This window comes from Paraburkholderia sp. A1RI-2L (assembly GCF_048957375.1).
Lineage (GTDB): Bacteria > Pseudomonadota > Gammaproteobacteria > Burkholderiales > Burkholderiaceae > Paraburkholderia.
Map to the genome: position 1 here is coordinate 860,007 of NZ_JARBTA010000003.1, position 23,416 is coordinate 883,422.

Annotated in this window: 19 protein-coding genes; 8 read left to right on the top strand and 11 right to left on the bottom strand. The window is 62.7% G+C overall.

Going from position 1 to position 23,416, the window contains the following annotated elements; all coding sequences use genetic code 11:
- The first annotated feature begins 54 nt into the window (after positions 1-54).
- Positions 55-1,785, top strand: a complete 1,731-nt coding sequence (locus tag PWP93_RS27125) for a ShlB/FhaC/HecB family hemolysin secretion/activation protein (RefSeq protein ID WP_421046769.1) — start codon at positions 55-57, stop codon at positions 1,783-1,785.
- Here PWP93_RS27125 and PWP93_RS27130 read toward each other — a convergent pair.
- The 5 genes from PWP93_RS27130 to PWP93_RS27150 all read right to left on the bottom strand — a co-directional run bounded on the left by PWP93_RS27130 (position 1,782) and on the right by PWP93_RS27150 (position 6,768).
- On the bottom strand, positions 1,782-2,075 hold the full coding sequence (locus tag PWP93_RS27130; protein WP_421046770.1) for a hypothetical protein: 294 nt from the start codon (positions 2,073-2,075) through the stop codon (positions 1,782-1,784). The two genes, PWP93_RS27125 and PWP93_RS27130, sit on opposite strands and share 4 nt — an antisense overlap.
- Before the next feature lie 500 nt (positions 2,076-2,575).
- Positions 2,576-2,809, bottom strand: a complete 234-nt coding sequence (locus PWP93_RS27135; RefSeq protein ID WP_421046771.1) for a type II toxin-antitoxin system RelE/ParE family toxin — start codon at positions 2,807-2,809, stop codon at positions 2,576-2,578.
- A 232-nt stretch (positions 2,810-3,041) separates the two neighbouring features.
- Positions 3,042-4,688, bottom strand: a complete 1,647-nt coding sequence (locus PWP93_RS27140; RefSeq protein ID WP_421027188.1) for an APC family permease — start codon at positions 4,686-4,688, stop codon at positions 3,042-3,044.
- A gap of 164 nt (positions 4,689-4,852) precedes the next feature.
- Complete coding sequence (locus PWP93_RS27145) at positions 4,853-5,803, bottom strand: choline ABC transporter substrate-binding protein (protein ID WP_421027189.1); 951 nt, start codon at positions 5,801-5,803, stop codon at positions 4,853-4,855.
- A 524-nt stretch (positions 5,804-6,327) separates the two neighbouring features.
- Positions 6,328-6,768: an Lrp/AsnC family transcriptional regulator gene (locus tag PWP93_RS27150; protein ID WP_213306635.1), complete on the bottom strand. Its 441-nt coding sequence runs from the start codon at positions 6,766-6,768 to the stop codon at positions 6,328-6,330.
- 307 nt (positions 6,769-7,075) lie between these two features.
- Here PWP93_RS27150 and PWP93_RS27155 point away from each other — a divergent pair, with 307 nt between their 5' ends.
- From PWP93_RS27155 to PWP93_RS27185, 7 genes are all read left to right on the top strand, one after another.
- A complete protein-coding gene (locus PWP93_RS27155) occupies positions 7,076-10,123 on the top strand; it encodes an aminotransferase class III-fold pyridoxal phosphate-dependent enzyme (RefSeq protein ID WP_421046772.1) in 3,048 nt (1,015 codons plus the stop codon).
- 187 nt (positions 10,124-10,310) lie between these two features.
- Positions 10,311-11,099, top strand: a complete 789-nt coding sequence (locus PWP93_RS27160; RefSeq protein ID WP_421046773.1) for an ABC transporter substrate-binding protein — start codon at positions 10,311-10,313, stop codon at positions 11,097-11,099.
- A 43-nt stretch (positions 11,100-11,142) separates the two neighbouring features.
- Positions 11,143-11,796, top strand: a complete 654-nt coding sequence (locus PWP93_RS27165) for an amino acid ABC transporter permease (protein ID WP_421046774.1) — start codon at positions 11,143-11,145, stop codon at positions 11,794-11,796.
- A gap of 10 nt (positions 11,797-11,806) precedes the next feature.
- Entirely contained in the window at positions 11,807-12,466 is a 660-nt protein-coding gene (locus PWP93_RS27170) for an amino acid ABC transporter permease (protein WP_421046775.1), read from the top strand.
- Positions 12,467-12,480: 14 nt separating this feature from the next.
- Entirely contained in the window at positions 12,481-13,239 is a 759-nt protein-coding gene (locus PWP93_RS27175) for an amino acid ABC transporter ATP-binding protein (RefSeq protein ID WP_421047009.1), read from the top strand.
- A gap of 454 nt (positions 13,240-13,693) precedes the next feature.
- Positions 13,694-14,926: a molybdopterin-dependent oxidoreductase gene (locus tag PWP93_RS27180; RefSeq protein ID WP_421046776.1), complete on the top strand. Its 1,233-nt coding sequence runs from the start codon at positions 13,694-13,696 to the stop codon at positions 14,924-14,926.
- A gap of 10 nt (positions 14,927-14,936) precedes the next feature.
- Positions 14,937-15,272, top strand: a complete 336-nt coding sequence (locus PWP93_RS27185; protein WP_421046777.1) for a c-type cytochrome — start codon at positions 14,937-14,939, stop codon at positions 15,270-15,272.
- A gap of 172 nt (positions 15,273-15,444) precedes the next feature.
- On the opposite strand, the gene PWP93_RS27190 is transcribed toward PWP93_RS27185, so the two are convergent.
- From PWP93_RS27190 to PWP93_RS27215, 6 genes are all read right to left on the bottom strand, one after another.
- Positions 15,445-16,398, bottom strand: a complete 954-nt coding sequence (locus PWP93_RS27190) for a dimethyl sulfoxide reductase anchor subunit family protein (protein WP_421046778.1) — start codon at positions 16,396-16,398, stop codon at positions 15,445-15,447.
- 21 nt (positions 16,399-16,419) lie between these two features.
- Complete coding sequence (locus PWP93_RS27195; protein WP_421027197.1) at positions 16,420-17,166, bottom strand: 4Fe-4S dicluster domain-containing protein; 747 nt, start codon at positions 17,164-17,166, stop codon at positions 16,420-16,422.
- 15 nt (positions 17,167-17,181) lie between these two features.
- On the bottom strand, positions 17,182-20,127 hold the full coding sequence (locus PWP93_RS27200; protein ID WP_421027198.1) for a molybdopterin oxidoreductase family protein: 2,946 nt from the start codon (positions 20,125-20,127) through the stop codon (positions 17,182-17,184).
- A gap of 173 nt (positions 20,128-20,300) precedes the next feature.
- Positions 20,301-20,699 (bottom strand): BON domain-containing protein, encoded by a 399-nt coding sequence (locus PWP93_RS27205; RefSeq protein ID WP_421046779.1) that lies wholly within the window; start codon positions 20,697-20,699, stop codon positions 20,301-20,303.
- A gap of 30 nt (positions 20,700-20,729) precedes the next feature.
- Complete coding sequence (locus PWP93_RS27210; protein WP_421027200.1) at positions 20,730-21,854, bottom strand: porin; 1,125 nt, start codon at positions 21,852-21,854, stop codon at positions 20,730-20,732.
- 146 nt (positions 21,855-22,000) lie between these two features.
- Positions 22,001-23,290 (bottom strand): MFS transporter, encoded by a 1,290-nt coding sequence (locus tag PWP93_RS27215; RefSeq protein WP_421046780.1) that lies wholly within the window; start codon positions 23,288-23,290, stop codon positions 22,001-22,003.
- Positions 23,291-23,416: the final 126 nt, after the last annotated feature.

Sequence of the window (23,416 nt, forward strand, 5' to 3'; positions counted from 1 at the left end):
ACCACGACGGTCAGCTACGCAAGCTGTAACGAAGAACTACGGAATAGTCCTTAAATGAAAATCTCAAAGAGGCTGGCGGCGTTGCCGCTCACAGCCCTGGTCGCGCTCGCGTCCGGTGTGCAGGCACAAAGCCTGGGCGGTATCGAAACGGAACAGAACCAGCAACAGCGGCGCGACGCGCAACAACGCGAGGCTGCGGTGTCGGCGCCCGCCGTGCGCTCGACCCTTCCGAAGCTGGAAGCGTATCCCGAACTTCCTCACGAATCGCCGTGTTTTCACATTGACACGTTCAAGCTCGACGTGCCAGATACGCTGCCGGCTGCGTCGCTCAAGAAAGGCGCATCAGCATTGCCGCTCGACCCGTTCGCCTTTGCACGCGAATGGCTCGACCACTACAAGGGGCAATGTGTTGGCAAGGCGGGAATCGACACGCTCACGAAGGGCTTGCAGCAGGCCATACTGAGCCGCGGTTACGTGACAACGCGCGTGCTCGTGCCGGCGCAGCAGGACCTGACGACGGGCGCACTGGCGTTCGCGCTTGTGCCCGGTGTCATTCGCGAAGTTCGCTTTGCCGATCCTTCAATGTGGGGCACGCCAAAGAACGCGTTTCCGGCCGGTAATGGCGACTTGCTGAATCTTCGCGATCTTGAGCAGGGGCTGGAGCAGATGAAACGCGTCGCGAGCCAGGACGTAGACATGCAGATCACCCCCACTGGTAACGCTGGCGAAAGCGACGTCGTCGTGACCGTGAAGCGCTCGAAGCCCTGGACGTTCGTGGCGTCCGTCGACAACTCCGGCACGGACGCGACCGGCAAATGGCAAGGCAATGTCAGCCTTGGCATCGACAACCCGCTTGGCCTGAACGACATCTTCTATGTCGGTGCGAATCAGGATTTGTCGTTCGGGAACAAGGCGCTCGGCTCGCACGGGTTCAACGGATCGTATTCGGTTCCCTGGGGCTACTGGACCGCAACGCTCTCGGGCAACACGAACACGTACTACCAGAACATCGCGGGCGTCAATCAGACCTTCGTGTCGAGCGGCAATTCGCAGAACGCTGCGCTTCGGATCGCGCGCGTACTCTCGCGCAGCCAGAACGATGTACTCGGCGGCTACGTGCAGCTATCGAAGCGCTTCGGCGACAGCTTCATCGACGACACGACCATCCCCACCCAGGCGCGCAACAACACGTTCCTCGAACTCGGCGCCACAGACCGGCATTATTTCGGTGCGGCGCAGTTCGACGGTACGCTCGCCTATCGCCAGGGTATCGGTGGATTCGGCGCGACGGCCGATCCATACCCGGACGGCCCGACGTACCGCTATCACATGGCTGTGCTCGACGCAAACCTCTCGGTTCCGTTCGCGATTGCCAGCCAGACTTTCCGCTATGTCGGAACCGTCCACGGCCAGTTCACGAATGACACGTTGTTCTATATCGACGATATCACCATCGGCAGCCGCTACACCGTGCGCGGCTTCGACGGCGAAACCATGCTTGCTGCCGAGCGCGGTTTCTACTGGCGCAACGAACTGCAATGGCCGGTATTCCAAACGGGGCAGACGCTGTATGCGGGAATCGATTACGGGCGGGTGTTCGGGCCGAACACGGCTGTATTGGCGGGAACGCAACTCGCTGGTGCAGTGATCGGGATTCGCGGCGGCCTGCCGGCGAAATATGTCGGCGTCTCCTACGACCTCTTTGGAGGTACGCCGATCTACAAGCCAGAGGGATTCCCGACCGCACGGTGGACGGTCGGGTTTCAGATTACCGCCGCGTTTTAGGCCGGCTGCGCCTGCTGAGCATAGGAACGGCGCAGAATGCTCGGCGACTCGTCCATCAACTTGAACGCTTCGTCGGCACTCAGACTGACATGAGGTAGCCGACGCGCGTCACGCACGACTGCCTCGACGAGTTCCCGCCAGGCTTCACTATCGGCGGTGTAGTTCTCGACAGTATCGAGCAGGAGCAGCAAGGCGGTCCGTTCGTTGGCCCGGTCTTCGACCGTAATGGCGGGATTGCGAAGGATGTTCGCGACGATAAGCGCGACTGCGCGGTGCTGCGCGATGGACACGTCGCAACGTCGTAACGACGATGTCGCAAGTTGAGTGTAGCGATCGGCCCTACGTTGCTGTTGTTTGCTTCGGTGGTGTTTCACGGTATTGCGTCCTCCTCTGTCAAAGGGAAGCCCGCAACCGGGTGATGGTGAGCGGGCACGATGACAGGGTTGGCGGACCGGGAGTGAAACAAACCGGCAGACCCGAAGGTCTCCCCGCCACGGCCCGCCCATTGAAGTAGACGCGCGTGGACAAGCGCACGGCCTGCTTGCGCAGGCGTGCGGTTTCACTCATCAGGCCGCCAAGCCTGAGCCGCCGTGTTTCGGCGACATCTGGAGTATAAGAGCGCCGCGCGGGCAAAGAGTCAACCGCGCGGGCGAAATCCAGCGCGCGCTATTATTTCAGATTTTTCCTAGGGCGCAATTGAGCGCTCCGAATGTCGGTGGCGCGCGAGGCCGTGGCCATCAGCGCCGGAACAGAAGGCCCTTCTGTGCCCGCTCCAAAATTTTGACAAAAATCAAATATATCGAGTGTCTTTGGCCGTTTCCTGTGTCTTCTTGACGAATGAATGCAGGATGACGATGCACTCGCCCACTTGCGTGCAATAGAAAACGCGCCCGATGCCTTCATGACCGCGTGGACGAAGTTCAAACAGTCCACTTCCCATGGCACGTGCACGCGGCATCCGCAGGTCGGCGCCAAATTTCTCCATGACGCCGAGCAGCCGCACGTAGCCAGCGCGAATACACATGCCGGTGCCCGGGTATTAGCAAATTTGTGAAATTAGAGCAAATTTGCCCGAAGCCAGCATTCGGGGCCATGAGGACGCGCAAGAGAACGGTAGATGCCAGATCGCGGGAGAAGGGTTAGCCACCCCGATGGTTGCGGCAGCACACAAAAACAAAACAGCGCCACGCGGCACCGAAACTCCCGATGCCCACGTGACGCCGCAAAACCAGCCACTGGAGATTAAAACCGCCCTGCTAAACCTTCGACGCGAAATAATGTGAAACCGCAATCGTCAACGCTGCGCCAATCAACGCGGCATAAGGCAACATATCGCGCCACTTGCTGCGTGCCGGAATCTGCACCTCCATATCGAGCGCGCTGCCCACCGGAAAATGGCCGCGATCCTGCCAGTAATGGCGATACGCAAACACCGGCACGATCAGCAGCATCGCAATCAAGCCATCGCGCAGGGTATTCTCGCCTTGCAGATTCGCACCCGCGCCAACGAACACGAGATTCGCGTAGCCGCAAAGCGCGCCCAGCGCCAAGAGCCACGTCGGGCAGCGGAACGGACGGTCCCATGCCGGGCGATCCATGCGATGAATCCAGCCCGATTGCAGGTTAAGAAACACAAACAGCATGTAGCAGACGTTCGAGATGGACAGTACCGTCATGTAGTCGGACATCGCCAGCAGCACGAGGTTGAAGCCCAGATCCGTCCACATCGCAGCAGTCGGCGCGCCGTGCTCGTTCACGCGCGAGAGGTAGCGCGGCAGCCAGCCGTCCACCGATGCCTGATAAAGCGTGCGCGAGGATCCCATCATCGAAGTCATCACGATCAGCAGGATCGAGAGCATCAGCATCACGACCACCGCGTTGCCGACCCATGCGCCGCCGCCCACGATGGACGCCATCGCCATGCCCACGCCGGTGCCGTCACCAATGCGCGGATCGAGCATGGCCTGCATGCCCAGCGAGCCCTGAAAAGCGAGCGGCACGAGCGTCATCACCACGAGGCACAGTGCGCCCGACCAGAAAATCGCACGCGCGGTGTCGCGGCGCGGATCGCGGAATTCACGCGTATAGCACACGGCGGTCTCGAAGCCGTACGAGGCCCAGCCGGCCATGAACATGGCGCCCAGCGCCATCACCACGCCCTGGCCATTCCATGCGCCAAACACCGAGGCGGTCAGATTGCCGTGCGCGTCGTGGCCGAGCGGCAGCAGCGGAAAGAGATGCGTGGCGGGCACGTCGCCGGTCACGAACGGCACGAGGCCCACGATCAGCAGCGGGGTAAGTGAGGCAATGCCCAGAATCTTCTGCGTTTTTGCGGCTTTCGACGCGCCGCTATGCTGAAGCCGGAACGTGATGAGCAGGAACGCCGCCGCAATCAGAAAAGTCGCGTTGATGCGCAGCGTGAGGCCGGGCTTGATGAAGTCCAGGTTCGCGAGCGTCCAGCGCCATTGCAGAATGGCCGCGTCGGGAGCGAACAGCGTGGATAGCGCGTAATTCGCGGCGAGGCCGCAGCCGAGTGCGAGCATGGGCGACCAGGCGAGCCAGTTGCACCACACCGAAACCGGCGCAATCATCTTGCTGTAGCGTACCCAGCCAATCGCGCCGTACACCGACGCGCCGCCCGATTTATGCGGGAACAGGCCGGAAATCTCGGCATACGTGGCGCTTTGCACGAGGCCCATCGTGATCGATGCGATCCAGATGGCCCAGGCCGGCTGGCCTATCGTCGCGCATACGCCGCCGATCGTGAAAAGCACTCCGGCCGGTACGCCGCTCGTGACCCAAAATGCGTCTTTCCAGGTGAGGCCACGCTGCAACGCGTGGCTGTGTTCGCTCCGTGCGCCAACTTCGTCGGCACTCCGCGCACGTATTCCCGCTTGCTCCATCCAATTCCTCCTGAGGTCTTACGCTAACTAAACAAAATTGCCGCGCCAATTGGGGCGTTCAGGGATCGTCAAAGGCGCGCAATTGCATCGCGCGCCCTTGACGCCCTGCGTCCCGGCCGTCCGCAAGCGGGTGCGAACGGCGGCGGCGTGCCTGAAAAGGCAGGTCAGTGCGCGCCCAGATACGCGCGCACCGCGGGCAGGCCCGGCTTGCCGTCGAGGGTCGTCACCCCGGCGAGCCACTTGTCGAGCATCTGCGGATTGGTCTTGAGCCAGTCGGCAGCGGCCTTGTTCGGGTCTTCCTTGGCCGCGATAGGCACCATCAGGTGGTTCTCGATGGCGGTCGTGAACTGCAGGTTGGAGACGAACTTCGCGACGTTCGGGCAGCGCGTGCTGTAATCGGGCGGTTCCGCGGTCAGGACCTTAGCCTCGCCGTAATTAGGCCCGAAGACGTCGTCGCCGCCCGAGAGGTAATCGATCTTCATCTGCACGTTCATCGGATGCGGCTCCCAGCCGAGGAACACCACCCATTGCTTGTCGCGCACGGCCCGGTTCACCTGCACCAGCATGCCCGCCTCGCTCGACTCCACGAGCTTGAACTTGCCGAGGCCGTACTGGTTCGAGGTGATCATTTTCTGGATCAACTGGTTGCCGTCGTTGCCCGGCTCGATGCCGTAGATCCGGCCCTGCAATTTATCGGCGAACTTCGCGATGTCCTGGAACGAATGCAGGCCGCCCTGATACACATAGTCGGGCACGGCGAGCGTGTATTTGGCGCCGGTGAGGTTCGGCGTCGGCAGCACCTTGATCGAGCCCGCTTTCGTGAACGGCGCGATCATCGGGTCCATGGTCGGCGACCAGTAACCGAGGAACACGTCGATCTGCTTGCTCTTCAGACCCGCGAACGTGATGGGCACCGACGCGATGGTCTTGGTGGGCTCATAGCCGAGCCCGGCCAGTATGGTGGACGCGACACCGGTGGTCGCCGCGATGTCGGTCCAGCCGACGTCGGCGAAGCGCACCGCCTTGCATTCGGCGGGATCCGCCGCATAGGTGCTGGAACAGGCAGCCGCGGCAAACAACAGCGCGCAGGCCTGCAGGGTCTGGAATCGGCTCATCTTCGTCTCCTCGAGATTGGCACAGCGTCGATCGGTTCCGCATGGAAGGGATGGCGGCAAGCTCGCGGACGGACTGCGTGTGGCCCGGCGCAAGCTGCGTGCCCGCCCCGCTTCCCCGGTCCGTCACTCGCTGTGGCGGGGCTTACGGGAAGAAAGCAAGCGAAGGCGTGCATCCCACGGTCAATAGTCGTTTGGCAAAAAGCGGACAAACGTAGCAATTACGACGAGGTCTTGCGCAGATGCGACAAAACGGGGCTGCAAGCGCCGCAGGATGGGGCTTTAAGTTGATTGAACGATCAATCGAAATACGGCGGAGGGCGATTGACCCGGAATGCATGAGCGAAATCTCCGGGTTGCTTTCAGCATCACTTCATTTTCATGACGGGATATTTCGGCTGCTTTCGATTTATTTACATTGCAGGCGAATAGCCGGCTGCGGGGCTGGAAACGCTCCCATTCATGGCCGGCCCGGCACGGTTTATTTATTCAGGATTCCGATTGATACGCCGATGGATCGCATGAGATCAGCGCATCTCCCGATCGATATCGCGCCGCAAGACAATCGACGTCGTCAGGTCATCAACCGTCTCGTAGTTCGCGACCCAGTCGCGGACACGATTGAGGCCATCGATATTGCCTGCCTCGATCTCAACGATCAGATCCAGTTCCCCGCTGACCGATGAGACGCGCCGCACTTCGGGCTGCTCCGCCAGCAAGTCGAGCAGTTGATTCGCGGGCGTGCGCTTGAGGCTCACCATCAGGATCGCGCGAATCACATTGGGGTTGATCTCGCCGATGTCCGCGCGATAGCCCCGTATCACGCCGCTCCTTTCGAGATTGGCGACGCGCTCGCTCGTCGCGCTGCGCGACAGCCCGATGCGGGCCGCCAGGGCCTTCAACGCAATGCGGGCGTCCTTGGAGAGGACAGTCAGAATCTCACGGTCAGTTGCATCAAGCTCTCGCATCAGTCACCTTTCCTGTCCACCGCCTACATGCCGGTCCATTCCGACATTTTGCCGGGCAATCCGACAACATACATGATGTCGTAAATCCCATCGCATGCCAACATATGGTCAGGATGCGCGTTCAACGAAACGCCGGTCCGGCTAAGGACTTTCCCGGCAAGCCGCGGGCCCTGGCCCGACTCACCGTTTGGTCCGGATTGCTTTGCGTATTCTCACGATTTTCGAGTCCACGCATGGCCGTCAATATGGATTCCTTATCGTTAACGCTTTGAACAGGCCTTTAGTCAATCCACGCTGGAAGCACGAAATGACCGATCTCTCCCGTCCCGCACCTCACTACACTGTCGCCGATGCCGAAAAACTCGGTGAAGAGACTTTTGGCGTGACAGCCACGGCTTCCTTGCTCGACGGCGAGCGGGACCGGAACTTCCGTCTGAAAACGCAGACCGGTGCGCACTGGATTCTGAAGATCGTGAACGCCAGCGAACCCAGGGTCGAGAGCGAACTCCAGACGGCGCTGCTGCACCACCTCAACGAAGCCGGCTCGGGCATGCCCGTCCCGTACCTGAAGCCGAGCCTGTCCGGCGAACTGCTGGCGTCGACGGTATCGTCTACCGGAGAGGAGCACGCCGTGCGGCTCGCGAAATGGATTCCGGGCACGCCGCTCGCCACGGTCGAGCGCAGCTTCGAATTGCTGCGCAATCTTGGCCGCGCGATGGGCGATCTCGATCGCGCCTTGCAAGGGTTCATGCATCCCGGCGCGTTGCGCAATCTGGATTGGGACGTCCGGCACGCGGCCCGCGCCCGCACCCGTTTGCACTTCGTGCGCGACGAAGACAACCGATCGATGCTCGAACGCTTTATCGCGCGCTTCGAGAATCACGTCGCGCCGAAGCTGCCGCGCCTGCGCGCCCAGGTCGTCCATAACGACGCCAACGACTGGAACGTGCTGGTCGACGAAGCCGATCACAGCCGCATCGCGGGATTGATCGACTTCGGCGACGCCGTCCATACGGTGTTGATCGCGGACGTTGCGATCGCGTGCGCCTATTCGATCCTCGGCACCGAAGATCCGATCGGCGCTGCGGGCGCGCTGGTCGCCGGCTTTCACGAGCAGTACCCGCTCCTGCCGGAAGAGCTCGACGTGCTGTTCGATCTCGTCGCCATGCGCCTCGTCATCAGCGTGACTTTCTCGGCTTCGCGCCACGACCGCACGCGAGACAACCCCTATCTCTCGATCAGCGAGGCACCCGCGTGGCGGCTGCTGCATCGGCTCGACGCGATGAATCCGCGCTTTGCCACGGCCATTCTGCGCAAGGCTTGCGGGTTCGATGCGGTGGAAGGCGCAGGCGCGACGCGCCGCTGGATTGCCGCCAACACGAAACACTTCGCCCCGATCCTGCGGCCGCATCCGGCCACCTTGACGAAGGCCCTCGTGCCCTATGGCGACGCCTCGCATGAGATGACGATCGACTCGGCCGCACAGCGTCCCGACAAATCCACCGCGTGGTGGAACGACTTCTGCGAACGCCATCATATTCAGCTCGGCGTGGGGCCGTGGGGCGAGCAGCGCACGGTCTACAGCAATGCCGCGTTCGAATCGCGATTCATCAGCGGCCAGCATCGCATTCATCATCTCGGCGTCGATCTGTTCATGCCGGCCGGCACCGCGGTCTACACGCCGCTCGATGCCACGGTCCGCAGCGTCCAGATCGAGCCCGAGCCACAGGACTACGGCGGGCTGATCACGCTCTTGCACGAGCCACAGGGCTGCCCATCGTTCGTGACGCTCTGGGGGCACATGGGACACGAAGCGCTCGCGCGCCTGAAGCCGGGGCAGAAGCTGGCCGCAGGCGACCTCGTCGGGTATATGGGCCGCAGCGGCGAGAACGGCGGCTGGACCCCGCACCTGCATTTCCAGGTGTCGACGGACGTGAGCTTGTCGGCAACCGAAATACTGGGCGTGGGCGAGACCGCTTACCTCGACGTATGGGCCGATCTGTTTCCGGACGTCGCGGCGCTCGCCGGCATTCCGCCCGAGGCATTCAAGCAGACCGGACGCACGCGCGCCGAACTCGTCGAGCGCCGCAAGGCCATCCTGCTGCCCAATCTGTCGATTTCCTATGCGGAGCCGATCAAGTTCGTGCGCGGCGACGGCGTCTGGCTGATCGACCATCGCGGCCGCGCCTACCTCGACTGCTTCAACAATGTCTGCCATCTCGGCCATGCGCATCCCGACGTGGTGGAAGCGATCACGCGGCAAGCCGCGATCCTCAATACCAACACGCGCTATCTGCACGACACTATCGTGACGTACGCCGAGCGCCTGACCGCCACGTTGCCCGCAGGGCTATCGGTGGCCTCGTTCGCGTGCTCGGGGAGCGAGGCGAATAGCCTGATGCTGCGCATGGCGCGCAACCACACCGGCAACCGCGACGCGCTGGTGCTCGACTGGGCCTATCACGGCAACACCCAGGAGCTGATCGATCTCAGCCCCTACAAATACAAGAGCAAGGGCGGCAAGGGCAAACCGGACCACGTATTCCAGGCCGATATTCCCGACAGCTACCGCGCGCCAGCGGACTGGCCGCTCGAAGAGCATGGCAAGCGTTTCGCGCAGAGCGTCGCCGAGCAGATCGATGCCATGAACAAGCTGGGCCGCAAGCCCGCGCTGTTCCTGGCCGAATCCATTCCCAGCGTGGCGGGGCAGATCTTCTTGCCCGAGGGCTATCTGCAAGCGGTCTACGCGATGGTGCGCGCAGCCGGTGGCCTGTGCGTAGCCGACGAAGTGCAGGTGGGCTTCGGCCGGGTCGGCAGCCACTGGTGGGCGTTCGAAATGCAGGGCGTGGTGCCCGATATCGTCACCATGGGCAAGCCTATCGGCAACGGTCATCCGATGGCCGCGCTGGTGACCACGCGCGAGGTGGCCGACAGCTTCAACAACGGCATGGAATACTTCAACACCTTCGCCGGCAACCCGGTGTCGTGCGCCGCGGGTCTCGCCGTGCTCGACGTGATTGAACGCGACGGCCTGCAGCGCAACGCGCTCGAAGTCGGCCACTATCTGCTCGATGGTTTCCGCGCGATGCAAAAGCGCCACGAGGTCATCGGCGACGTGCGCGGGCGAGGCTTGTTCCTCGGGATCGAACTGGTGCTGGAGCGCAAGAGCCGCGAGCCCGCCACGGCCCTCGCGAAGAAGATCTGCGAAGGCGCACGCGAGCGCGGCGTGCTGATGGGCACGGAAGGCCCCTTCGACAACGTGCTGAAAATGCGTCCGTCGATGATCTTCAGCCGCGCCAATGCGGATCATTTGCTCAGCGTGCTCGGCGACAGCATCGAGGCCGCGCTGCGCTAACGAATGCGATGTGCGGTTGCCGCCGGGCGGCAACCCAACCGGCAAAATGCCGGTCAATTCCGACGCAAATTCCGATTCGCGGACACATTGCCGGGTGTCCGCCCACTGGAACTATGTCAAGATTTTTACGACGCATCGTCTTGGTCCTGGCATAGACATACGATCAAAATAGCAGGAGACAACTTCCATGATTCTCAATCTGAAGCGCCTGATCTCGATGGCCACCGCAGCTATCGCACTGTCGCTTACCGTTCACTCCGCCGCCACGGCCGACGAACTCCAGACGCTGCAGAGCAGCGGCGAGCTTCGCATCGCGATGAGCGGCCAATACCCACCCTTTAGCTTCGCCAACGACGAGAACCAGATCGTCGGCTTCGACGCCTCGATCGGTTCAGAGTTAGCCAGGCGATTGAAGCTCAAGCCCGTGATTGTGACAGCGCCTTTCGACGGCATCATCGGCGGCCTGCTGGCGAAGAAATACGACATCGTCGTCGCCTCGATGACGATCACGCCGGCGCGCGAAAAAGCCGTGGACTTCGTCGGCCCGTATTACCACGTCGAACGGGTTGCCGTGGTCTCGGCGAATTCTCCGATTCAGAAAATCGATCAACTCAAGGGCAAGACCGTCGGCGTGATCCTCGGCGACACCAACGACAAGTGGGCGCAAGCCCAGGACGGCTGGAACGTGCGCACCTACAAGGGGCTGCCCGAGATGCTGCTGGAGCTTCAAAGCGGCCGCATCGACGCCATCATCATGGATAGCGTGCCGGTCATGGTCGCGGTGAAGGAAACGGGCCAGAAGGTCCGGATGCTCACGATCACGAATGCGCAAGCGGCGCCGGATAGCATCGGCATCGCGGTCCGCAAGGGCAATCCGGAACTGAAGGTGGCGTTGCAAAAGGCGCTCGACGACATGAAGGCCGACGGCACCTACGAGAAAATCTCCAAACAGTGGATCGGCAGCGATATTCGCTGAACGTCCCGCATGACCGGCCCGGTCTCGCGCCCCTGGAGATTTCATGGATCTTGCAATGACCTTGATGCTACGAACCCTGCCGTTTTTTCTGGAGGCGGCATGGGTGACCGTGCAGATTTCGACGCTTGCCCTGCTAATCGGACTGGTCGTCGCCGTCGTCCTGGTGGCCGGACGGCTTTCCGATAACCGCGTCCTGCGTACGCTCTGCACGGCATACGTCAGCCTCTTTCGCGGCACGCCCAATCTGGTCCAGCTATTCCTTCTCTACTTCGGCGGCTCGCAGATCGGGCTGAACCTCGATCCCTTCACCGCCGGATACATCGCGCTGGGGTTGAACATTGCCGCCTACATGTCGGAGTCCATTCGCGGCGCGATTGTGAATGTCGAGCGCGGGCACATCGAAGCCGCGCGTTCGATCGGGCTTTCACGCGCACAGACGATGCGGCTCATCGCCTTGCCTCAGGCGGCGCGGCTGATGATACGTCCGCTCGGCGTGAACACGATCGGGCTAGTCAAGGGATCGGCACTGGTTTCGACCGTGTCCGTGGTCGAGCTGACCTATACCGCGCAACGCTATATCGGCTCCACCTACAAGCCATTCGAAATCTTCGCGATCGCGGCCGTCCTGTACATGATCATCATTTACGTCGTCGCGAAGGCCGTCGATCTGCTGGACAGGCGCTTCGCGCCCCGCTGAGGAAGCACGGATGTCACCACTCGATTTCAGCGTCGTTTTTCCCTACACTGGACTGCTGCTCAAAGGCCTGCTGTGGACGGTGATTCTCACGGTCACGGCATCGTTCCTGAGCCTGGTGTTCGGCATCGTGTTCGCGCTTGCCGTGCTCTACGCGCCCAGGTTCGTCTGCTATCCGGTGCGCCTTTTCATCTGGCTGTTCATGGGCACGCCGCTACTGTTGCAGCTCTTTCTGATTTACTTCGGGCTCGCGCAAATCGGCATCGACATACCCGCTTTCGGCGCCGGCATGATCGGTCTCAGCCTGCATTTTGCCGCGTACAACGCGGACGTCATTCGCGCGGGCATCGTGTCGGTCGACCATGGCCAGACGGAGGCGGCGCGCTCCATCGGTTTTGGCCGTTGGCGGACGCTGCTCCATATCGTGATTCCGCAGGCGGTGAGGAAAACCATTCCGCCCATCGGCAACAACATGATTGTCCTGTTGAAGGACTCGTCTCTGGTGTCGGTGCTCGGCATTGCGGAACTCGTCAATAGCGCGCAGCACGCCATCAGCGACACGTTCAGTCCGTTTGAATTTTATTTATGCGTGGCCGTGCTTTATTACGTGTGCAATCTGGCAATGGAATCGGGCTTGCGGCGTGTCGAAAAAATTATCGAGGTGACGCGATGAGCGCATTGCAACCCATGGTTGAAGTGAAGGACGCCCGCAAAGCTTATGGCGCGGTGGAGGTCCTGAAGGGCATCGATCTGTCCGTTTCGCGTGGCCAGATCGTTGCGATCATCGGGCCGAGCGGGTCGGGAAAAAGCACGCTGCTTCGCTCGATCAACCATCTGGAGACCCTGAATCAGGGCGAGGTGTGGCTCGACGGCATGCAGGTGAATCAGCCGCTGAAGGGGCGCGCGTTCGAGAAGCACATCAACGCCGTGCGGCAGCAGATGGGCATGGTGTTTCAGCACTTCAATCTGTTTCCGCATTTGACCGTGCTGGAAAATATCATTCTGGGTCCGGTCAAGCTCAAGGGCATGAACAAGGATGCCGCTCGCGAACTCGCGCTGAACTTGCTCTCGAAGGTGGGGCTCGCCAACAAAATCGATGCTTACCCGTCGCAATTGTCGGGCGGGCAGAAGCAGCGCGTCGCTATTACGCGATCGTTGGCAATGCAGCCCAAGGTCATGTTGTTCGACGAAGCCACATCGGCACTGGATCCGGAACTGGTCGACGAGGTGAATGCGGTTATGAAGCAATTGGCCGCCGAAAACATGACCATGCTGATCGTCACCCACGAAATGCGCTTTGCCGGCGAGGTGGCCGACAAGATCGTGTTCATGGACCGCGGGGTGGTGGTCGAAGAAGGACCGCCGGATCAGTTGCTTTGCGATCCGCAGCAGGACCGCACACGTGCGTTCTTGAAGAATCATCTTTCGGCTTCGGCGCGGCGATGAGGTGATGAGGTTCGGCTCGCCGATGCAAGTACCACTGGGCGAGCAGCATGCCATGGTTACGCCGCCGCGTATCTCCCATGCGACTATCTTGACGCAAGTCAATTACCAATTCGGCTGCAACTTAGGCTGGTTTCAACCGTTTGCAACCGCTGTTAGCCGTTTTCAAACGTTAGCCAGCGCCGCAGGCCTTGCAAGAGGCTAGTTCCCGCGTTGCACAACTGCAGCGCCGTGACGGCGCCAGCCGTCTGCCATACGAGGAGCAACCGGCTGCTCGATGAGATGCCGGGTCATTCGCAAACCCGTTTTCGACGCATATCGAGTGGAACGAGCCGATAAACCTCTCGGGTAACTCCGCGTAGAGTCCCGCTTTCGAAGTGCATATATTCATTCGGATACAGGCTGAATCTCCCGGCGCGACCAAAGCGCCAACCTGTTCGCAGACTCGGAGAAAGCGATGATCGACGGATACAACATCAGGCGTCGTCAGTTGCTGCAGTCCTTCATGGCAGCCGGCGCTGGTTGCCTTACGTGGGGGCTGTCGGACGTTGCGAGAGCAGCAAATGCAATCACCCTGCCCTTTGAAAACGGGCTGCGGGAATTGACTACGGCGTTTCCACAAAAAGGCGAAATGCTGTTGGTCCGCAGCCGTCCGCCGCTGCTGGAGACACCATTCTCTGTTTTCGATCAGGGTGTTTTCACACCCAACGATCAGTTCTTTGTGCGCTGGCACCTGGCCGGCATACCGACGAGCATCGACGCACGCAGCTTCCGGGTCAAGGTTCATGGCGCAGTGCAGCGCGAAGTCGTGCTCGGACTTGCAGAGCTGTCCAGGGAGTTCGAGCGAGTCGAGGTCGCCGCCGTCAACCAGTGCGCGGGGAACTCGCGAGGCTTCTTCAAACCGCGCGTTGCGGGCGGAGAGTGGGGCAATGGCGCGATGGGTAACGCGCGCTGGACCGGCGTGCGCCTCAAGGACATTCTGGACCGCGCGGGCGTGAAGGCGGGCGCGGTTCAGGTGCGCTTCAATGGCGCCGATGCGGGCGCGATTCCGGCTACGCCCGACTTCGTCAAGGCGCTGAGCGTCGATCACGCCCGCGATGGCGAAGTGATGGTGGCATTCGCAATGAACGGCAAGCCGCTGCCCTTTCTGAACGGGTTTCCGCTGCGGTTGGTCGTCCCCGGGTGGTATTCGACTTACTGGGTGAAGATGCTCGATGACATCGAGGTCATCGACACGCCGGATACCAACTTCTGGATGACCAAGGCCTATCAGATTCCGGACACGCCTCATGCGGACGTGTCACCGGGTCAGAGCGGAATCAAGACCGTCCCGATCACCCGGATGGTGCCACGCTCATTCATCACGAACCTGAGCGACGGCGCTGTCGTGGATGTCGGCAGGTCGCAGCCGGTACGCGGTATTGCGTTCGGGGGCGATGCCGGCGTCCGGGAGGTCCATTTCTCGGCCGACAACGGGATGACATGGACGCCCGCAAAGCTTGGGCCGGACCACGGAAAATATAGCTTTCGTCGCTGGGAAGCGTCGTTCCTTCCGCGGCATGCGGGCCAATTCGCGCTAAAGGTGAAGGCTGTCAACAATGACGGTGTCCAGCAGCCGGACAAGCCAAACTGGAATCCAGGCGGCTACATGCGTAATGTGATTGAGTCGATGACCGTCGTTGCGGCTTGAGGAGCGAATCATGAGGGCTTGGGTTGCATGGGTCACCATCTGTTTCGCGGGCACCGTCGCAACGGGTGTAGCCGCCGCCAAATCACCGGGCAGCGTGGCGGAGAACACCGCGCAGGTTATGCTGCCCACAGGCAACCCTTTCCCGCAGGGAGCGGGATCGGATCTCGCAAACGCGCATTGCCTGATATGTCACTCCGCGGGTATGGTGATGCGGCAACCACCGCTGACGTTTGACGACTGGAAAGCCGAAGTGACCAAGATGCGTGCAGTCTACGGCGCGCCGCTTCCACCCGAAAGTATCGAAGAGATCGCCCGGTATCTGGTGACGATCAACGGGAAGCCCTGACCCGCAATTGCGGCAGGGTTCAAGGCGAACGCGTTCTGGTCTGCGAAGGCAGGTCGGTCGCACGAACGGCGGCGCGCTTACTCGGGCACCTGTGGCACGGCTACACGTGACTCGTCGATTTTCAACGCGCACGGTCGCACCGACTCAGGTGCCCTACGCCGAAGCCGGCAAATCAGGCCTGCCGATAATAAACATTCTGCGGATGCCGCGCTTCCGCGAAGAAGAACCACCGCTCGGCCACGAGCCCCGCATACTGAATCACCACAGCGGCGCACAGCAGCGTCAATGAAGCGCCCACCGGCCGCACGTTCGCGCCGAATGCGACGAGCGCGAACGGCACGGCAAAGGCGGCCACGAGGAAGGTCCATTTGATCCGCTTGAGCGTGGCCGGCGTCTTGCCGTGGAAGAACTCGCGCAAGTTGAACGCGCCCGCCGTGAAGCCGCGCGACTTCTGCTCGACGCGTGCGCTGCGGATGCCGGTCGCGCTCTGTACCGTCGATTTGGGCCGCAGCCGCGCATTGCGCACGAGCGAGGCGACGCGCGAAGCACAGCCGCCGAGCGTCAGCACGCAGGCCAGCACCGCGAGCGGCCCGACCAGCGCAGGTGCGAGCCACGCCGCGCATGCCGTTGCCAGCGTGAAGCCCGAGGCGCAGCCGAGCAGCGCGAAGTTGACGAGCGTGAGCGGCGTCGCCCATTCCTGGAGGAAGCGCAGGCACGCATAGATCATGCCCGTGCAGACGAACAGCAACCCGCTCGCCAGCACGGCAACCGCGCCAATTGCGAGCGCATGCGGCCAGCCGAATACGTGCGCCATGCCATAGGCGAAGGTGCAGGCGAGAAACAGCGGCAGGCACAGGCATTCGCGCGAGAGCCACGAGGTGCGCCACATCGCGATGGCGCGCCACGCGCGCTCGGGATGCCCGAGGTGGAAGAACGACGCCAGCAGCCCCGCCGCGCCGAGCACGCACGACAGCGCCGCGCCCACCACGTAGAAGAGCTGCGGCACGGCCGCTCCATCGACGAGGCCAAGCTGCCCCGCTGCCTCCACGCCCACGAGCGCAATCACGAGCCCCTGCGCCGCGCCGATCAAGGTGGTGAGAAACACCACGGAAAATGCCGGATTCATATTGGTTCCTTTCTGGCGTAATTAATGCGCCGGCGAGCGGGTCGCGATCGACGCGAGATTCAGCGCGCCGCGTTCGACCTGCGATTCGATCGAGGCCGGTACGCTATCGGCGGCTTCGCCCTTGCACGAGCACGATCCGCTGCCGCACGACGACATCGTCTGGCGCGGCAAATAGTGATTGGCGGGCCGCGTGCCCCACTCGGGCATCAGCTGATAGCCGCCGCGCTCGCGAATCGCCTTCGACACCACGGAATCCGGGTCGTGGATGTCGCCGAACAAACGCGCCGAGGTCGGGCATGCGAGCACGCAGGCGGGCTTGCGGTCGCGTTCGGGCAGCGCCTCGTTATGGATGCGGTCCGAGCACAGCGTGCACTTGGTCATCTCCTTGCGCTCTTCGTCCAGCTCGCGCGCGCCGTACGGGCAGGCCCATGAGCAGTACTTGCAGCCGATGCAGCGGTCGTAGTCGACCAGCACGAGGCCGTCTTCCTTGCGCTTGTAGCTGGCGCCGGTCGGACAGACCGGCACGCAGGGCGGATCTTCGCAGTGCAGGCACGACTTCGGGAAATGAATCGTGTCGGCCAACGGGAATGTGCCGGCCTCGAAGGTCTGCACGCGATTGAAGAACGTGCCGGAAGGATCGGCGTCGTAGGGGCGGCTATCCGATAGACTGCCCGCCTCCCCCGAGGTGTTCCACTCCTTGCAGCTCGTCACGCACGCGTGGCAGCCCACGCACACGTTCAGGTCGATTACGAGCGCCATCTGTGTCATAGCCGTTTCCTCGGTTCAATGGTCTTGCGGGGCTTTGCGCAGCCGCCGGGCGAATTCGCCGCGTCCCGCGAAATAGGTCTGCACAACGCGCTTGAGCACGCCTCCCGGTCCCGTGCCGGTCACGCCTGGCAGCGCCTGCATCGGCGCGAACTGCGGCAGCGTGTGATCGGCGTCGGGCTCGGCGGGATAGATGCGCACGCGCACGTCGTACCACGCCGCCTGCCCCGTGATGGGATCGGAGTTGGAGACGCGCCCCGGGCGCTGGGCCGGTTGTGACGCATCAGGAATTTCGTCCGAGATCAGATGATTGAGCAGGAAGCCGCGCTGCGATTCGTTCGCGTCCGGGCCCAGATTCCATGCGCCCGCCGCCTTGCCGATCGCATTCCACGTCCACACCGTGCCGGGCTCCACCGCTTCGCTATAGCGCGCCATGCAGCGCACCTTGCCCCACTGCGATTCCACGTAGATCCACCCGCCGTCCGCGATGCCCTGCGCGGCGGCTGTGCCCGGATTCATGTACAGATAGTTCTCCCCATGAATCTGGCGCAGCCACGCGTTTTGCGAATCCCACGAGTGATACATCGCCATCGGCCGCTGCGTGAGCGCCGCGAGCGGATACTTCGCGTGATCGGTGGAGGCGTGCTCGAGCGGCGCGTAATACGACGGCAGCGGATCGAAATACTGCGCCACGCGTGCGCGCAGATGATCGGGCGGCTGGCGTCCTTTGGTCTTGCCCTGGGCCGCGAGGCGAAACTTCTGCATCACGTCCGAATAAAGCGCAATGACAATAGGCTCGTTGAATTTGCGGAAGCCCTTTTCGACCGCGAAGTCCAGATACGGCCCGTTGCAGTTGCGCATGTACTGAATCGACTCGGGCAGCGTGTAGTGATAGACGCAATTGTTCTTGGCGTATTCCTCCCACTGGCGCGGATTGGGCTCGCCCACCAGGGCGTCCTTGCCATCCTTGCCGCGCCAGCCGATCAGGAAACCCACGCCCGAACCCGGCGCCGTCTGGTGATTGACGATGAAGTCGGGATAGTCGCGATACTTGCGCGTGCCTTCCGGCGTCATGAAAGCGGGCAGCTTCAGACGGCTCGCGAGCTCGACCAGCACTTCCTGGAACGGCTTGCATTCGCCCGTGGGCGGCACCACCGGCACGCGCACGGAATCCACGGGACCGTCGAACTCCGAGATCGGGCGGTCGAGCATCGACATCGCGTCATGGCGTTCGAGGTAAGTCGTGTCGGGCAGGATCAGGTCGGCAAACGCCGTCATCTCCGACTGGAACGCGTCGCATACGACGAGGAACGGAATCTTGTACTCGCCGTTTTCGTGCTTGTCCGCGAGCATCTTGCGCACTTCCACGGTATTCATCGACGAATTCCACGCCATGTTCGCCATGAAGATCAGCAGCGTGTCGATGGGGTACGGGTCGCCGCGCCAGGCGTTCGTGATCACGCTATGCATCAGGCCGTGCACGGCGAGCGGATACTCCCACGAGAACGCCTTGTCGATACGCACCGGGCCGCCGTGCTCGTCGATGAACAGGTCCTCGGGCGCGGCGGGCCAGCCGAGCGGGCCGTTGGCGAGCGGCGTGTTCGGCTTGACGTCCTCGGGCTTGTTAGGCGGTTTCGCCGAGGGCGGCACCGCGCGCGGATACGGCGACTTGTGGCGGAAGCCGCCCGGCCGGTCGATCGTGCCCATCAGCGACATCAGCACCGCCAGCCCGCGGATCGACTGAAAACCGTTCGAATGCGCCGCGAGGCCGCGCATCGCGTGAAACGCGATCGGCACACCGGTCACGGTTTCGTGCGTTTCGCCCCAGGCGTCGGTCCAGCGGATCGGCAGCGTGATCTTGTGGTCGCGCGCCACCTCGGCCATTTCGCGCGCGAGCCGGCGGATCGTTTCGGCGGGAATACCGGTGATCTCTGCGGCCCATTCGGGCGTGCACTCGGCCATGCGCTCGCGCAGCAACCCGAACGACGGCGCGACGGGCGTGCCGTCTTCGAGCGTATAGCGGCCTTCCAGCGCGGGCCGCGCGCCGGGCGTGTGATGCGGCACGGCGCGCTGCGTGTTCAGGTCCCACCACATGTGGTTTTGCGGAAACAGCGCGTTGCGCTCTTCCACTGCGGGGTCGCGCACGAACAGGCCGAACGTGTCGCTTTCCGTGCGCATGTCGAGCAGTTCCGCGCCGTTCGTGTAGCGCTCGACGAACTCGTGATCGTAAGCACCGCTCTCGATCAGCTCGTGCATCAGCGCCATGAAGAGCGCGCCGTCCGTGCCGGGGCGAATCGGCACCCATTCGTCGGCAATCGCTGCGTAGCCCGTGCGCACCGGATTGATGGCGATAAAGCGGCCGCCCGCGCGCTTGAACTTCGAGAGCGCAATCTTCAGCGGATTCGAGTGATGGTCCTCGGCGGTGCCGATCATGAAGAACAGCTTCGCGTTGTCGAGGTCGGGACCGCCGAACTCCCAGAACGAGCCGCCCATCGTATAGATCATGCCGGCCGCCATGTTCGCCGAGCAGAAGCCGCCGTGCGCCGCGTAGTTAGGCGTGCCGAACTGTTTGGCGAACAGACCGGTGAGCGCCTGCATCTGGTCGCGGCCCGTGAAGAGCGCGAATTGCTTGGGGTCGGTGGCGCGCAGGTGGGCGAGGCGCTTTTCGAGCATGTCGAACGCCACGTCCCACGAGACCGGCTCGAACTGCGCTGTGCCGCGCTCGGCGCCGCGCTTGCGCACGAGCGGCTGCGTGAGCCGCGCGGGCGAATACTGCTTCATGATGCCGGACGAGCCTTTCGCGCAGATCACGCCCTGGTTGAGCGGGTGCTCGGGGTTGCCGTCGATATAGCGCACCTCGCCGTCGCGCAAATGAACGCGGATGCCGCAACGGCAAGCGCACATGTAGCAGGTCGTCGTTTTCACTTCGAGCTGCTCGTTCTGGGTGCGGGCCTTGTGCTCCATCGTTCCTCCGGGTCCTGTGGGGCGGCTTTTGTGTGAATGCCCTCTTATCGTATAAACCCGGTGAACATAATAAAAGTCGCGATTGGCGATCTGTTCTATCGGCTAGTCTTATGGTTGTCGCGCAGGCGGGCAGAATGAGGGCCTCATTGGCCCATTTTGCCCGCCCCTGACGCTTACTGCCCGAGAGGCCGCTGCACCGTGAGCTTGTTGGTCACCGACTTCACGCCCGGCACGGCCTTCGCCACAGCTGCCACGGTGTCGATCTGCGACTGTTCTTCGACCGTGCCGTTGAGCGTCACGGCGCCGTCACGCGCCACGATGCTGATATTCCCCGCATCGATTTCCTTGTGCTTGCCCAGCGCGGCGTACACCTTGCGGCTGAGCGCACGGTTGGCCTTTCGCACCTCTCGGGCTGTGGAGGCTGCCGGCGCGGCTGTCGCCCCCTGAGCCGCCGATGAAGCCGATGCCCCCGCCGTCTCGCCGCCCTGTGCGCGCACACCCACCGCCCCGCCCGCCAGCAAGGCCGCCATCGAGGCGGCCACACTCATGCGCAGGATTCCTTTTTTATTCATGGCAACGCTCCCGTTAGCCGAACTGCGAAATCAGAAAGTGTGGCGAATGCCGAGCATCGCCGCCGTGGTCGAGACGCCAGGCGCAACCGGCGCGCCATAGGTGATCGCCTGGTTCATCGTGCCATGGTTGTCCACGTAGCCCACCTGCGCGTAGAGCAGGGTGCGCTTGGACACGCCGTATTCGGCGCCGACTGCATATTCGCTCGAATGGTTTGCCGAGACGTTGCGGTCCTTCAGATAATAGAACCCCGACGTGACCTTGAAGTACGGCGTGAACTGGTAGCCAAGGCCGCCTGAAATCATTTCATAGTCGCCGTGCTGCGTGTTCGCCGGATTCTTGCCGATGCCGTACGAAGCCGACACCGAAAGCGCGTGGAACGTGTACTTGGCGCCCAGGTAGTAGAGCCGGTTGTTGTTGAGCCCGGTGGCCGGGGCATTGGCCGGCAGGTTCGTATCGTGGCCGTTGTAATAGACGGCGGCCAGATTCAGGCCATAGTTCGAATACTTGAGCACGGCCGACTCGCGCGTGCCGCCCTGGATTTGCCCCGGCACGCCGCCCGGCGCATATTCGAGCGCCGCTGAAACACCGTAGAACTTCGGCGATTGATAGACGATGGCGTTGCTGTCGTACAGCGCGCCATACGGCACGTTGGTGCTCGTGCCGGGCCACCCCGACGCCTGGCTCAGCCCGAGCCAGGCGCTCAGGATACTGCCGAAGTACTGCGCGTTGCGCACATCGGTGTCCGCCATCGCGTAGATCATCGGGGTGTATTGCCGCCCCGCGTCGATCGAGCCGAACGGCCCTGAAATGCCAATGGTCGTCTGCTGATTGAACATGGCCGTGGCGCCCGCGGTGTCCGCGAGGCCGAGCTTGCCCGTGGAGCTGTTGAACACGCCTTGCAGCCGGAAATTGACCTTGTAGCCGCCGCCGAGGTCCTCAGTCCCCTTGATGCCCCAGAAGCTGGCATAGATGCCCGCGTCCTTCAACGCGAACACGTGGCCCAGATTCTTCGCGTTCGGCGCGAACGAGGCCGCCGAAGTGCTCTGATACAGCAACCCCGTATCGATGGCGCCGAACAGCGTCACCGACGATTGCGCGTGTGCCGCGCCGGCCGTGACCGCGAGTACGGCCAAGACGCTCAACTTCCGTTTCATGCTCTCTCCTCCAAACTATTGTCAAGGCCGTGCGGTGCTGCCCTTTGCGTGCGACCCGCTGTCTTCCTCTTTGTCAACGGCTGTTCTTCTTGTTGTCTTGCTGCTTTGCTGACTACCTGCCGTGGCTTGTCCAGCCGCGGCATTATTCATACCTCTCGCTGCCGCGCAAGATCACCCGCGTAGCGGCGCTTGCCGAGCACGAACAGCAGCGCCGACACGAGCGCCGCGAACGGAATCCATTGCAACGCCATGTGCAGACCCATGCGATCGGCGATCAGCCCCACGATGACCGGGCCGGCGGCCAGGCCGAGCAGGTTGTTGGCGAGCGACCAGAGCGCCATGGCCGTGGCATGAATCGAAGGCGCCGTGAGTTCGGCCACCAGTGCGCCGGTCGGCCCGCACACGCCCGAGGCCATAAACATGCCGACACCGATCAGCACGAGTTGCAGCGGCCCCGGCGGCACGTGAAATGCGCTGGCGAACGCCGCAAACACCAGCACGCAATACGTGATGGCCATGGTCCATTTGCGGGTCCCGTTGAGACGGCTGACGCGGTCGGTCAGCACCCCGCACACGATCATGCCGATGCCCGAGATCAGCACGAAGCCGGCGGCCAGCACGCTCGCGCGGTCGAGCCGCATCGCATAGGTGCGCACGAGATAGCTCGGCAGCCACGCGAACATCGCGCCCGGCAGGATCAGCTGCACGCCGCAGGCCACATACGCAAAGCCGACCGATTTCGAGGTGAACAGCGCCTGCGCGAGACCGCGCGGCGTGAAGCGGGGCCGCGCCGCGCTGGCAGCAACGCGTGCGCGCTCGGGCGCGAGCCGCCGTTCGGTCACGACGATGCGATAGATCACCGAGAGCACGAGGCCGACCACCGCCATGGTCGCGAACGACCAGCGCCAGCCGAAATGCGCGGCCACGATGCCGCTCAACGCCATCCCGAGCATGGAGCCGAATGCGCCGCCCGCGAGAAACGAACCCGAGAGCGTGGCGCGCAGATGCGCCGGAAACACGCTGAGCACGACCGCGAGGCCGACGCTGCCGTAGGCCGCCTCGCCCACGCCCACGAAGAAGCGCGCCGCGAACATCTGCCCGTAGCTGGCCGATACGGCGCAGCCAAGCGTGGCGATGCTCCACAGCACGGCCATCAGAATCAGGCTGCGCACGCGTCCCCAGCGGTCCGCGAGCAGCGAGAACGGAAAGGTCAGCAGACCCACCATCACCGAGACGATGCTGCTCAGCGATCCTAACTGCGTATCGGTGAGCATCCACTCGGCTTTGAGCAGCGGAAAAACGGCGTTGAGGACCTGGCGCGACATGTAATCGGCGAGCAGCAGGCCGAAAGTCAGCGCGAAAACACTCCAGGCATAGGCCCGGGATACGGATGGTGCGCCCGCAGGGGCGTCTCCCAGTGCGGCAGTCGCTTGCATTCCCACTTTTGTCTCCATGAATCATTATCACGGTGTCCGGGCGCGGAAACGCGCCTCGGATATACCCATCTGGCGTGTTTTTTTATTTGGTGCTGCAGCGAGAGCGGGGTCGGCCCGCCTTGTATC